This is a genomic window from Ehrlichia japonica (assembly GCF_000632845.1).
GTDB classification, from domain to species: Bacteria; Pseudomonadota; Alphaproteobacteria; order Rickettsiales; family Anaplasmataceae; genus Ehrlichia; species Ehrlichia japonica.
Genome location: NZ_CP007474.1, coordinates 236,058 through 250,193 on the forward strand (window position 1 = coordinate 236,058; position 14,136 = coordinate 250,193).

A 14,136-nucleotide genomic window follows, 5' to 3' on the forward strand; every position below is an offset into this window, starting at 1 on the left:
AAGTACCTTTTATTTCTAATAATTTGTTCTATATGTAGTTCATAATAACAGCTTCTGTTTACTGTTGAGCTCTATTCTTATTGCTTAATTTTTGCAATAATGCACCTGATACGTACGTAACTTTAGATGCAAAAATCCATGTTTTACACTTTAATAAATCCTGATGTAATTTATATATGTAGTTCTTACTATATTCAAGTTCTTTCATAACGCCTTTCTATTTGAGGAGATAGAGTATGATTTATGTTGCTGATGAGCTCTTTATTTATAATTTATATTTAATTTTTTACATAAATTGAACTGTATAATGTTGTAGGTTTATTAGTATAACTTTGTTTATATAGTGAGTAAGGTATATGCTTTTAAAATTGATATGTTAATAATGTAGGTTTATCTAATGTTATATAAAAATGATGTATTTGATGGTTTTTGCATACAAATGCAATATCCTAATCTTTATCAAATTGATTTGCATGACAAAGGTAAATAAAATGTGTTTGGGTTTTTTATAATTTTAGTTAACATTGTACTGAGTTATATTTATAGTATAATTAGTTACTTTATATTAAAAAGTATCTTGGTAAGTTTAACAATATTTGGTTAGAACAATGGTAAGTGATAATTTATTTGTAAGGTCATTGTCTTCTGTATTCATCTGTGCTGTTGTATCCTTATCTTTATATTTTGGAGAAATTACCTTTTATATTTTGTGTTTCTTTCTTACTGTGGTTTCTTCTGTTGAATTGTTGAATATTATGCAGTGTAGAAGGTTATATTTATATTATGTTCCTGCGTTTTTTATTGTAATAATACCTTATGCATCTTTAGTATATATTTATAATTTATTGAATGGGGAAATAATCCTGATATGGTTAATTGCTGTTGTTTGGGGAACAGATATAGCTGCATACTTTGTTGGTAAGAATATTGGTGAGAAAAAAATAATCCCGATGATTAGCCCTAATAAAACATGGGCAGGATTGTTTGGAGGTGTAGTTGCTGGGGCATTTATTAGTGTTATTGTATCAATAATTTTTGGGATATTTTTTGTGTTTCATGCATTTATTGCAGGTATTCTTGTAGCGGTTATTGCTCAAGTTGGTGATATTACAGAATCTTGTATAAAACGCTTATGTAAAGTGAAGGATAGTGGAGCTCTCATTCCTGGACATGGGGGGGTTCTTGATCGCATGGATAGTTTTATTTTCACTGCACCATTAGTTGCTTATTATGTTCAAAAGTTCTCTAAATTTTTTCTGACATAACAGATAGTAGAAAGTTGTTTTAATCTATTTATTTTAGATTTTTAAGCATAATTTTTCTAATCAAAATGGTTAATATTACGTCTGATATATCAAAATGTAGTAACTTATTATCTGTTTTTCCTGTGCACTGTTAATATTGCAGTGTTTTACATAACAAGTTTAATTTCATTTAATTAGTAATCGTCGAAAATATAAGAAGAATTCTATAAATTTTTCTTATATGTAGTTAATTTCTTAAATAGATTTCTAGTATTTATCATTAATATGTGTTATTTAATTAATAATAATTATTTAATTTTTAATAATATAAATTTATTTAGGAGGTTCTAATGCGTGATATATCTAATCTTTTATATTTCTATTATTATTCGAAATTGGGGGAGATATCTGGAAAGCTATACAGTGCGCATTGTAAAAAGTTAGAAGAAAATCCACAGCTGTATAAACCATTTACTTTGAGTGAAGGGGCATTGATAAGACTTGCTAGTTATGCTTGTGATGGTTTAAGTGAACCGGATGTAATGGAACGTGTAAATTTGGATGGGGATATTGTAGAAGCTATAAAATCTAAAGTGGCTAGTATGGTAGATTTTTTAATTAAGGTGTATAATAATATGATTGATATGCGTATTCATCCTGACCGAAATAACAGCTTAGTGTTTGCTACAGAATTATTATTATATAGGATCAAAGAGACTTCAAGTACGGTAAGATATTTGTGTCAGAAGTTAATAAGGTATAGCAATGTAATAATGAGAGATGATTTTATATATGTATGTCTTGCTGTTCATAATCTTGATTTTTTTTCTTATAATATACAGGAATGTGCTAACGACATAAATTCTGCACTATTAGCATCGTGTAGGTCAACTAATACAATGAATATTCCTGTTACAAAAGAGTCAAAAATATCAAGTTGCCGTATATTAGAGGGCATGGATTCTGATAAGAATCGTTACTTGTGTGATTTGAAAAATAAAGTTGTATCTGACTTAGTTCCGCTACATGAAAGTTCCATTGCTGAGTTGGGACGTAGATATGAATATGATATGTCACTTTTATTCCAGTCTGTGATGATATCTATTCAAGATTATGGACAATCTTTTTCTAAAGGATCAAGATTGGTTATATTAAGTTCTGGAAAAATATCTTTTATTAATGATTTTACAAATGACTCTATCTTGTATAATCGATCAATCGACTATTTGGCTGTAGGTGGTCTTCCTATTTACAGGATTTCTTCTAATATGGTTTTAGATGACCGAGAAGCCCAAGATAAGATAACTATTTTATCTAGTAGTGATGATGAAGAATTAATAACTCCTGTAAGGGCCGTTGTAAGTAAAGGAAAGTGATATATTGATGAGATAACTGTAAATATCTCTATACAGTGTGGTTAGTAATTTATTCAATTGCTAAAAATTATGTATGAAATTTTAGTCTTTTATTTTTATATGTCTTCAAACCTATAAGTATTTTATAATCCTATGTTACTGGAAAAGTATGTCTTTTTTTATGAATTGTTACTAAATTACTGTGTATTGATAAATAATATTATTAATTTTTGTAGAATTGTTTTAACATATTTAATAAATATAATTATATGTTGTTAATGCTATTTTGGTAAAGTTATTAATATGTAGAATATAATGTAGTATTTTTTATATTGGTGAAAACTTTTTTACAAGCTTATATTCCTTGAATTTATTAGTTGCTTTATTGAAAATTACTTGATTTATACTGTATGCTTATAGGAATCTTTAGCATGCAAACTATAACTAATCTGCTGTAATTATTGGTATATGGATAGTTAGATAAAGTGGTTCTAGAGAATTATGTGATTATCATTATTGCAAGCTAGTAATGTATATAGTATTTAATTGTCAAATTAATGATAGTTATGAAACAATGATACATTTTTTATTCTGCTTGTGTTATCTCAAGTAGTAAATATGTTCAAGATTTTACTAATCTTAATTACAACGTTGTAAGTAAAACTATCTGTACTGTATCATTTATTATTAATAATTTGGTAAAACTGAATCATCTTGAAAGTTGTGCTGAATATCTTGGTGTTGAATTGTTTATGAATGGATGAAATGTATGAATAATATTTGTAATGATTTGATAAGGTTCTCATAAGTCCAAGATTTATGGTTTGGATACTGCTGAATAATATAAGGTTTTATATCAAGCAGATAGAGAGATGTATAAATTTATATTATCCAATTAAAAAATCGTGATAAACAAAATATTACCAATCCAGAGAATTATTATGTGTTCCCGTCAATGTAGGAAATTATGATTTAGGTGTTTATGTTGAGTTTGTGATAACCAGGTAAAGAATAATATATCTCTATTGTTAGTAGACTCATTTTAATGGAGTGAAAGCAGGGTATGGTTATTCATATGAGAATCTGATTAGTAGAAGAATATAGAGTATTTTTTTGGTCCATAGTTAGTTCTTGATAACGTAAAAGGCTAACATTCATTGATAATTTGAGAGAAATACTAGTTTATTGAAGATTTTCTTGAAAAAGAAAAATCACTACTTTTTGTGCTATATGCATAAATCAACTTATGATGATTTTTTATATTAAAAAATTTTTTCAAGTTAAAAAAAAGTAGAAGAGTATATAAACATTGGCTTTTAAAGCTCTTAATTAAAATATAACTTAATTGTTGTTGTATAGTATTTTTCTAATTTTGTCGTGCAATTTTAAATAAAATTCTTATAATATAGAGTTTATTAAAAAATAAATGAAGTTCTTAAATTTTACAATATATTTTAGTATGATTGCTAATATGAACAATTTTAATAAATTTACAAGCTATTGCCTGAAGCCAGTGATTAGGTTAAGGAGTAAGAAATTATATAATAGTTTAGTTGCTATGATTATTAATAATTCCGTCCAGTGTGATTTAGATGTTCTGACAAAATCATTAATGTGGCTTATTGATAGTGCACATAATATTTTGAATAATCCAAATTTAATAGGTCGGGTAGGTCTAAATACTGAAATAATAGAACAAATAAAATCTTTATCATACTCTATTGTATCTGAGTGGGTTAGTGCCGTTGATGAGTTTGTAGGTAATAGTACTACTAATAATCGTTTGGCTCTGAATTTATTTAGAAAGTTATTGTTAAGCACTACATTATCTTTATGTACAATTAAGATTAATTGTAGGTTATTGATGGAGAATAGTGATTGTTCTTTAAGGGATTTCTTATTGATGGTATCTGCTGTTGATATGGTAAGGTTATTTTCTAGAATAGTGAATGACCGTATTACTTGTAAAATCACAGAGTGTATCTCTGTACTTATGATATCTTCTAATGTATCTATGGATTCTTTATTAAGTATCGACAATATATCTACTAATAGGGGTTTAATACATTGTTGTTAATGTAAAAAAGATATTAATTTGTTGTATTACTAGTATATTAGTGAGTTATAATACCTTATTATTTTTGATATTTATATATTTATAGTTCGTATCTTTCTATAGGTGATACTTTATAAGTGTTTGATTTGTAGTTAATACTTCTGTCTTACTATTGAAAATTGAGTTAGCATCTTTTATTTGAGAAAAAATTGTTAATTTAATCAATGATTAGCAATTTTCTAGTTACAAAAAGTTAATAAAAGAAATGTAGATATTATTGTAAGAGGTTGTAATTAATATAAGTGATTTGTAATTTTTAGTATTTAATAAACAAAACTAACTAGCAATTTACTATCTATTTGTGTCTTATATGTTGATTAATAATAATGATATGTGTGACGTTATACTTATCGTTTAGGTAATCTAGATTTATAAGGGTAGCCTTTTCTGGAGTAGATAGAATATTCATTTTAAAGAATGGTTAGATAATATTTGGGTTAAGTTAATTGATGTTATTACTAAGTGTTGAAGATAATGTGAATTTTTCTGAAGAGATTGAGCTGTAAGTTGTGTAATGTAACTATAGTGTCAGTGCTGTTTTAGTAGAAGGGTAGATAAAAGAAATATCTTATTAAAGTTTCTATTAAAATATGACATGAAGATGACTAATATTGATATTATTAATTTTTTATGTATTTTACTGGATGGAGATAAATAGGAAAAACAATGTTTTGTATTGTTGATTTTGGTTGTACTTTTTCTTATACAAAAAAATGAATCAGTTTTTCTATTTTACGTAAATTTAAAAGACTATGTATTGAAACAGCAAGATGAATATTAGTCAAAATGAATTAAATAATGTAATAAATATGGATTAAGATGTACTGGTGATGTAAGCCTAAGATTTCCTTATACAGCGGACTTATTGTGAATACATTAGGTAATATTGAAAGAATATATGATGATGTTTGGTATAATTGTAATTTGAAGTGTATTGTAGGCTTAATCCTGTAGTTGATAAGATATTTGAAAGTTGTGATTATCTATTATTGGTATGATTCGATTATTAGTTTTATTGATGAAATTGAAAAGTGCAGGGTGTTTTTGGAAAGATTGTATAAAGATAGTTCTTCTTCCATGAAATTTGAAGTAGAAGAATTCTATAATTAGGTGGATTCGATTTCTCATGATTGAAGGTAATTTTGTGGCCCGGAGAAGTTACTGGAAAAGATTTTTAAATTAATTATCTAACTTCTATAGGGGGGGCTTATGACTTTATACTCTAGTGTGGGAATTACTCTGTGTGATATGGTTTTTATTACCTTTCAAAATTTGATGTGTACTGGCTAATATGAAAAAATTTAGTGCATATGTTTCAGGTCCAGAAATTACGTAGTTATTCTATAAATGGATCCACAAATTTAAGTGTGTATATTTATCTTAAACATGTGCAATTTCTATGAAAAAGTAAAACTTTGGGGAAAGAGATTTATAAAAATATGAATATAGTTATATAACTTGCTCATGTTTTGTGATTATTGTGGGTAAGGACATCAGTAGTTAATGTTTTAAAATTAAGGATTATAGTTACTGTATTCTATCACTTGTGTGGTATAGTTTTTGTGGTTTTTAAAATATTTTTAATTAGGTCTTTTTATTACTAATGGTTGTTGTTGTGGTATATATCTAGTACTGAACTAAGAAAAAAAGTGAATTATTGTATGAAAGTAATCTAGTAGGATGTAGTACTAATATTGTAAATATAGGGTATAAAATACATCAGTGGACCATATTTATTTACGATATATAACTGTTATTAGTTACAAATTGTAGTGCTTAATAACAGATCAATGGTATATATGGTTAGTATTTTAGGGTAATATGGCTTTATAATAGCTTGTTGTGTAATAATCTCTGTAACAAGGTATTTTTTGTTAATTTTTATTTAATGTCGTTGGTTAATATATTAACTATATTTTCATTTAGTATAGTTATTAATAATTGTAGTGTGTAAGTTTCATGCTATTAACTTATGAGTTTGTATCATGAAATATAGAATTTATTTAGCTATAGCTATAGCTAGTATTTTAACATCTATTATTTTTGCTTTAGTATTGCATAATATATTGAGTACGTATAGAAATTTTAAAGGGGAACTAGATAGAGTTAATACGTTATCTAAGTGTATGGTTGGTATTTCTAATCGCGATTTGCATAATTCTATTATTTGTAATTTTAAGGGGAAATTAAAACAGCAGTTAAAAGATTTTTGTGATAAAAATGGGGTTGAGTCTATAGAGGCTGAATCTGCTCAATATGGTGTTTTAATGGTTAAGATTGGTTTTGATTATGTACAACATCGAATGTCTAATTTAATAAACAGAGATCTGAATAATGATGATATTCATAAGAAAATATTACTGTTAGATAATATTATTTCTCAATCTAAAGAATCAATATTTATGGTCAGTAAATACCAACACGCTTTAGTAAAATGTGAATTACAAAATATACCATACATACGTGTTTTATTAGAGAATGTTTTTAATTTAGTAAAGGATATAGAAATAGATCAAATTGATTTAATGAAGGTGTATCATGTAAAATTAGACCATGGTTTGGCTTTTATTACTAAAGGGCTTAGCTTTGTTATGAAGGATATTAAAGTACTAAATGGGTTTTATAGTGATACTGAGCTATATTATGATGGATTTTTTTATGATGAAGATTATACTACTTTTTCTACTATATCTTTAAGTGATATTGAAAGATGTTCGTATGAAAATGTAGATTTTTTGGAATATTAACTTGTTTTAAGAGCTATTGATATGACTTTGGTGGGTTTTGATAATCATATTTAATGTAAGGATTTATATTATTACGCATTATTTTTGTAGAAGATATTAATATGGGTATATATGTATATAATTTAGAAGAAGCTAAGTAGGATATGTTGAATCAAATTATTATAGTTAATTAAGAATTACTTATGTAATAGATTGTTGTTTGTAGTTTTATATGGTGACTCTTGTGGTTTTTATTATCAACCATGATCTACATTGTGAGACAGTAACAAGTTTATGGATAAGGGTGTTGATTATATTAAGAAACGGAGTTGAGGTTTAGGATGTGTGGATCTAGGAGTAGTACAATCAAGCAACAGAAAGGTGTTTTATGGTATTCATAAGACATGATAAAGAAAAGTTCTTTTCTATATACAATAGGTAAATTTTAGTTTTATGTAAGTATAGAAAGTATTTTGAACTTTATTAACATAACATGTGTAAGTAGTAAGAGTGGAAAATAGAATGAAAACCAGATTCTAAAAGTTTATTACTAAGATGTAAGTAGGTTTACAACATTTTACATGAGCCATGGTATAATAAATATTCTAAGATTTTTGTCTTATAAAATGAAATTCTGGATTTTTGTAGTGCGTTAATTTTTGGATTTTATAGTTGATTAACATTTATTGTGTTATGGCAAGGTTTATAAAAAAGCTGTATTTCAAGTGCATAGCTTTTAGAGTTTTCATAGACTAACTTTGTGCTAAAAGTACATATATAATTGTTGACGTTAATCTATATTATATATGAAAGTGTGGCTTGTCTTATATTTTCGTATTCATTACTATGTATAGGAGTGTGCATAGTTTCTTTAAATCATTAATAATTTAAATTTATATCAAATGTTATGACCTTATGGCTTTTTCAAATATGTTTCTTGTCTTTCTTATTCTTAAGAAGTTAAAGAAAAAGCTTAAAGATTTTGTTATATGAATATCGTATAGAATTTAATAATAAATCTATTAGATGAATATTTTAATGAGTTAGAGTAATCTGAGTAGTACATAGATCAACTACCTAATTGTAAAGAAGATGTTGCTGACATGGGTTTTAATATGGAGGGTCAATATTTGTGTGTACTGAATTCTAAATAAAGGTATTAATTACAAAACTTGTCATATTTTATATTGAGAATATTAATGAGTTAATAGAATTTTTAATAAAAATTTTATTTTCTTACATAAGATATCAAAATACTTAGTTGATTTACTATTAAAATCTTATATAATTATCAAGTATAAGTTAATTTTTTAATAATTTTAATCAGTTGATGTATTTGAGAAATTTAGAACCTGGTAACTTATGTGTATGAGATACGTTTTATTGCTCGCGCAAAAATGAAAGCGTATATGATAGGTCTATACCAAAATGGTAAAGAGTTAAGTGAAGATGAGGTTAGTGAGTTAAAAGATTGCGAGTATGGACAGAGCCAAGTAGTAGAAATGATGAATATAGTATGAGATATGATACAGAATGCTTAGTATAACGTGCTATTAGATGTGTTGAATATAAAATGGACTACCATTTGGACAATTATTTGTTGTTAAGTTCTAAAGGGGGAAAGAGAGTTCTGTGTCGTATAAGGTCAGCTTTTGAAATGTTTAAAAATAGTATGGAAGCTATTAGGCAAGAAGGGAAAAAAGCACTTACTACTTTGACAAACACTGAAGAGTCAAAAGATGTACAAGTTGAGAAGGTATAGGCTGCTTTGAGGCTTGTTGTATTACATAAAATAGATATTTTAATTAAAGGAAATTATAATGGAAAAAAATAAAATACGTATGGTTATTGGATTAAGTATTGGTCTAATTATAGTGATGCTATGGATTGTTGGTGTAATATGTACTTATATCTCTATAAAAAAAGCTTATGGATCTACTAGAGAAGAAATACGTAATGGTTTTAGAAAGAAACTTAAAGAAGTCAATCCATCATATGGTGAGGATTTATACAAAGTTACTTATGCAGTGTGTTTTCTGTTAAGTCAATTTCAGTCTTGGGAAAGTATAAGACCTGATAGCGATAAGGCTGATCAGGGAGTAGATAATATATCTATTGCGATTCTTTTATTGCAGTCAATAAAGATATATCAAAGTAACAAAGAATTAACTGAACTTCAAAGGGATGCATTGAAAGAAGCAGGATTTGATGAAGCAGCATTTAATAAATATTCTAAAGATGAGATAAAGAAGATAGCATTTGAATTAGTAAGATCTTCTCTTGTTCATGGGATTGAAGTCATGGGTCTTGGGTTTGGAGGTATATTGAAGTTTTTTAGTATGTATGCAACCTTTGACCTTTTTAAGAGCGGTATGGAGGCTATTGATAGACAAACAGTACTAAAAGAGATAGTTAGCCCAACAGATCCTTCATTGGAGGTAATGAATAATGAAGTTCAAGATTCACTATTCCCAAGAACCAGGACTTGATAAATGTTCTAAAGATGTTGAGAAGAATTCTATATCTGAATTAGTAAGATCTTCTCTGGGGGATTGGATTCCTGAGTCTGAAGATATATTAAGGTTTTTATAATAGAAGAACCAAAAGATGTACAAGTTGAGAAGGTAGCGGCTGCTCTGAGGCTTGTTGTATTACATAAAATAGATATTTTAATTAAAGGAAATTATAATGGTAAAAAATAAAATAAATATGGTTATTGGATTAGCTATTATTCTAAGTGTAGCAATGATAGTGATGATTTCATTGATTGCTTCTATGGCATGGGGTTTTTATGCACTAAGTGATTGTGCCGTTGCAGAAAAAATTTGTGTACGTACTCAAGAAAAAGTAGTTTATGATCTTAGAGAGGGTGATTTTGAAGCATATGATCCATCATATATGGATGATTTACAAAAAATTACTTCTGCAACGCGTGCTCTGTTCGATCATTTTCAGTCTTTGAGAAGCATAGAATCTGGTAACCGTGATGTTGAGTGTGGAGCAAGGGCTATGTCTGATGCGATTCTTTTATTACGTGTAATAAATATATATCAAAATGGCAACAAAGTAACTGAACCTGAAGTGAATAGATTAAAAAAATTAGGATTTTATGAAAGTTCTGAAGATGAGATAAAGGATAAAATATCTGAATTAGTACAAACTTCTTTTTCTTGTGGGATTAGATGCGTATGTTATGGGCTTGGAAATATGAAGAGTCTTGTTGTTCTGTATGCAAACCTTGACTTTTTTAATAGAGGTATGCAGGCTATTAATAGACAAACAGAAGCATCAAGAGAGACAGTTAGCCCAACAGTTCCTTCATTGGAGGTAATGAATAATGCTGCAGTTCAAGCTTTACTATTCCTAAGAACCAGGACTTGATAAATGTTCTAAAGATGTTGAGAAGAATTCTATATCTGAATTAGTAAGATCTTCTCTTGCTTGGGGGATTGGATTCCTGAGTCTGAAGATATATTAAGGTTTTATAATAGAAGAACCAAAAGATGTACAAGTTGAGAAGGTAGCGGCTGCTCTGAGGCTTGTTGTATTACATAAAATAGATATTTTAATTAAAGGAAATTAATAAATTTAATATTTAGTAATTAATAAATATTTACTAATTAATAACGGATATTATAATGGAAAGAAGTAAAATAAAATATATATATGGATACTAGATTAACTATTTGTCTATTTATAGTGATGCTATTGATTATTTCTATAGTACGTAGTTGTATCCGGATAAAAAAAATTTATGGATCTATGCGAGAAAGAGTATTTAATGATTTTAGCAAGAAATTTAAAGAATCTAATCCGTCATGTGGTGAGGATTTATTCAAAATTACTTATGCAATGGATTCTCTGTTAAGTCAATTTCAGTCTTGGAAAAGTATAGAACCTGGTAGCCCTAATGCTAAGAAGGGAGTAGATTATATATCTATGGCGATTCTTTTATTGCGTTCAATAAAGATATATCAAGGTAACAACGAATTAACTGAACTTGAAAGGAATAAATTAAAAGAATTAGGAGTTGATGAATGTTCTGAAGATGAGATAAAGAATATGATATCTGGATTAGTAAAATCTTCTCTTGCTCATGGGATTGGATTCATGGATCTTGAGTTTGGTATAAGGAAGTTTTGTGTTATGTGTGCAACCATTGAACTTTTTAAGAGCGGTATGCAGGCTATTAATAGACAAACAGAAGCATCAAAAGAAACAGTTAGCCCAACAGCTCCTTTATTGGAGGGAATGAATAATGAAGTTCAAGATTCACTACTCCCAAGAACCAGGACTTGATAAATGTTCTAAAGATGTTGAGAAGAATTCTATATCTGAATTAGTAAGATCTTCTCTTGCTTGGGGGATTGGATTTGTAGGTCTTGAGGTTGGAGATGTATTGAGGTTTTATAAGATGTATGCAACCTTTGAACTTTTTGAGAGCGGTATGTAGGCTATTAATAGACAAACAGAAGCATCAAGAGAGACAGTTAGCCCAAACAGTTCCTTCATGGGGGAAAGGTGCTGAATAATGAGGTTTTCTTCACTGCAACCAACCTTATCTCAGTTTATATTCACCTTCTGGAGGACCTGCTGTATAACAGATTTACAAAACGCTAGGTTATTGATTTTTGGTTTATGTTAAACTATTATTCATCTTTTTATCTTGATATTCAGTAGATAGTAGGAAGGTTACATCTGGGATTACAAACCGCCAGAATTTTTCCTTCCCTTTGCTTATTCCTATTCTGGGAGTGCATATGTAGTTATCTATATCAATATCTGTATTACAAATGCAGAAATTGTTATTTTGTGTAATATCTATATTATTATGTTCTTTTGTTATTTTAAGAATTTTACATAATTTTCCTGGACCGCTAATTACAGTGTTAGGTTGATGATCAGATAGTAGTACTATTCCTCTAATAAGTACTGCAGCAGGGAACCCTTTTGGTTCAGTTACAACGTTAAGACAGTGGTACATTCCATAAATAAAATAAATGTAAGAAAACCCTGGGCTGCCAAACATTACAGAAGTACGCTTTGTATATCCATGTGCAGAGTGTGCGGCTGGGTCATCCTGACCTATGTATGCTTCTGTTTCTATTATTATTCCTTGGTGTTGATTGAATAGTAGCCTTTTCCCAAGTAACTTGCTTGCAACATTGAGTGATGATTGTTCATAAAAAGACTTTTTGAGCATATAATATAACACTGTATATTTCTACTAGAAAATAATTTGTTTATGATATACTAATAGCATACTTTATTTTGTCAATAGTGAGGCTTCAGAATGGATGGGAAGAAAAAAGCAGATACCAATGATAAGAAAATAGATAAATTTAAAAAAGCTTATAATATAGTATCTAAAGTTGCACAATTCATTGTAGGAGATAGTTTAAGTATACAGTTAAAGGAGTATAAAGTTAGTTTTTCTTATATTATTGATAATACTACGGATTATTTGAAACTAACCAATATACAAGAAGTAAAAATCATTGAGAAAGTAAATGAATTGAAGAATATTAATAATGCTCTGTTGGAGAGATTATTTAATTTTTGGTTACGTAGAAATAAACAGCTACTGTATTGGCATATGATTTTTTTATTAGTTAATACTATACTGTTGATTATTAATTGGGATAATATGGTTAATTTATGAAATCTTATAATTGAAGTACTTATAAAATGGAAGGGTGAGATTTATTGTGATCAAGTAACATGATGAGTATTGTTTTTAATTATGAGTGTAGTTTTTGCCAGCATATATTTTTATAATTATTGTAGTATAAGTGTTAACTGACAGTAAAGTGATTATGTAAAATATGTAAGAAGTAAATGTTATGTATGAAAGTTAATTTTGGTAATGTTGTTCAATGTGTTTTTGGTACACCATGTGTTGAACAATATGTAATTTTGTTAGATATACAAATTGCTATTTTATAGTGAAGCTATAATTAAAAAGATTTATCTTTTTCTTATTATGTTTTTGATTAATTGATTTACTTCTAAATAGTAGATAGTAATATCACATCTCCTTTTTAAGTATGGTGTAGGAAAATAAAAGGTTTTTATAGTTTGTTATAAATATATTTAATATAGAAATTTATTAAAAAGTAAGTTCTTACTCAAAAAGGAACCCGTATAATAACAATTGATATGGTGGTTACAAAAAACATATACTATAATTAATTAGCATATTTTAGTAAAATAAATAACAATTTATTTAAAAATTAAATCTCAATATAAGGTATTGTTTTTTAAATCAGGCAGAGTAAGTTCTAATTTGCTGATATTTCAACTAAATATCATTAATGAGAAAAGTTATGAAATAACAAGAAAGAATCTTATAAGTTCACAGTGTATATATAGGAATAAATTACAACGTATTTAATAATAAAAATTGCTAAGATCTTTTTAATTTATGAGATTTATTAACTATGTTATTACTAGCTTCAGCAATATGATTTAAGAATACATTTTTGTCAATCAATACAAATTATTTTATTGGCAAGGTGTTACTTTTTTGAATAAATGCTGAATTTTTAAAAACTAGAAATTGTAATTCCTTAATTATTATATTGGAAGAATAGTGTTCCTTCTAAAACTGGGGATGATTGTATCAATAACTAAATATAGTAGTCGATAATAATTTATAGCAATCTATTGTGTTTCTAAAGTGTAATTTGAAAGAG

At 27.5% G+C, this 14,136-nt stretch carries 14 protein-coding genes; 12 read left to right on the forward strand and 2 right to left on the reverse strand.

Features of this window, described 5'->3' with window-relative positions:
• Window positions 1-58 precede the first annotated feature (58 nt).
• Complete coding sequence (locus tag EHF_RS04685) at window positions 59-208, reverse strand: hypothetical protein (protein WP_156928250.1); 150 nt, start codon at window positions 206-208, stop codon at window positions 59-61.
• Window positions 209-608: 400 nt separating this feature from the next.
• Here EHF_RS04685 and EHF_RS00975 point away from each other — a divergent pair, with 400 nt between their 5' ends.
• From EHF_RS00975 to EHF_RS04700, 11 genes are all read left to right on the forward strand, one after another.
• The gene (locus tag EHF_RS00975; RefSeq protein WP_044194148.1) at window positions 609-1,265 is read left to right on the forward strand and encodes a phosphatidate cytidylyltransferase; all 657 of its coding nucleotides are present in this window, start codon (window positions 609-611) and stop codon (window positions 1,263-1,265) included.
• Window positions 1,266-1,594: 329 nt separating this feature from the next.
• Window positions 1,595-2,620 (forward strand): hypothetical protein, encoded by a 1,026-nt coding sequence (locus EHF_RS00980; protein WP_044194150.1) that lies wholly within the window; start codon window positions 1,595-1,597, stop codon window positions 2,618-2,620.
• A gap of 1,450 nt (window positions 2,621-4,070) precedes the next feature.
• A complete protein-coding gene (locus tag EHF_RS00985) occupies window positions 4,071-4,676 on the forward strand; it encodes a hypothetical protein (RefSeq protein WP_156928251.1) in 606 nt (201 codons plus the stop codon).
• A 2,024-nt stretch (window positions 4,677-6,700) separates the two neighbouring features.
• Complete coding sequence (locus EHF_RS00990; protein WP_044194154.1) at window positions 6,701-7,462, forward strand: hypothetical protein; 762 nt, start codon at window positions 6,701-6,703, stop codon at window positions 7,460-7,462.
• A gap of 1,343 nt (window positions 7,463-8,805) precedes the next feature.
• Window positions 8,806-8,961, forward strand: coding sequence for a hypothetical protein (locus EHF_RS04690; RefSeq protein WP_156928252.1), 156 nt, complete (start codon window positions 8,806-8,808; stop codon window positions 8,959-8,961).
• Window positions 8,962-9,014: 53 nt separating this feature from the next.
• On the forward strand, window positions 9,015-9,203 hold the full coding sequence (locus EHF_RS00995) for a hypothetical protein (protein ID WP_044194157.1): 189 nt from the start codon (window positions 9,015-9,017) through the stop codon (window positions 9,201-9,203).
• 58 nt (window positions 9,204-9,261) lie between these two features.
• Window positions 9,262-9,930 (forward strand): hypothetical protein, encoded by a 669-nt coding sequence (locus EHF_RS01000; protein WP_044194159.1) that lies wholly within the window; start codon window positions 9,262-9,264, stop codon window positions 9,928-9,930.
• The gene (locus EHF_RS04695; RefSeq protein ID WP_156928253.1) at window positions 9,890-10,033 is read left to right on the forward strand and encodes a hypothetical protein; all 144 of its coding nucleotides are present in this window, start codon (window positions 9,890-9,892) and stop codon (window positions 10,031-10,033) included. Before EHF_RS01000 ends, EHF_RS04695 begins: the two co-directional genes overlap by 41 nt.
• 96 nt (window positions 10,034-10,129) lie before the next feature.
• Entirely contained in the window at window positions 10,130-10,822 is a 693-nt protein-coding gene (locus EHF_RS01005; RefSeq protein ID WP_156928254.1) for a hypothetical protein, read from the forward strand.
• A gap of 381 nt (window positions 10,823-11,203) precedes the next feature.
• Window positions 11,204-11,740, forward strand: coding sequence for a hypothetical protein (locus tag EHF_RS01010; RefSeq protein ID WP_156928255.1), 537 nt, complete (start codon window positions 11,204-11,206; stop codon window positions 11,738-11,740).
• A complete protein-coding gene (locus EHF_RS04700; RefSeq protein ID WP_156928256.1) occupies window positions 11,700-11,894 on the forward strand; it encodes a hypothetical protein in 195 nt (64 codons plus the stop codon). The genes EHF_RS01010 and EHF_RS04700 overlap by 41 nt, the downstream gene beginning before the upstream one ends.
• 183 nt (window positions 11,895-12,077) lie before the next feature.
• Here the strand turns inward: EHF_RS04700 and EHF_RS01015 are convergent, their stop codons facing one another.
• The gene (locus EHF_RS01015) at window positions 12,078-12,644 is read right to left on the reverse strand and encodes a DNA-3-methyladenine glycosylase (protein WP_044194165.1); all 567 of its coding nucleotides are present in this window, start codon (window positions 12,642-12,644) and stop codon (window positions 12,078-12,080) included.
• Window positions 12,645-12,734: 90 nt separating this feature from the next.
• On the opposite strand from EHF_RS01015, the gene EHF_RS01020 reads away from it, so the two are divergent.
• Complete coding sequence (locus EHF_RS01020) at window positions 12,735-13,103, forward strand: hypothetical protein (RefSeq protein ID WP_044195786.1); 369 nt, start codon at window positions 12,735-12,737, stop codon at window positions 13,101-13,103.
• Window positions 13,104-14,136: the final 1,033 nt, after the last annotated feature.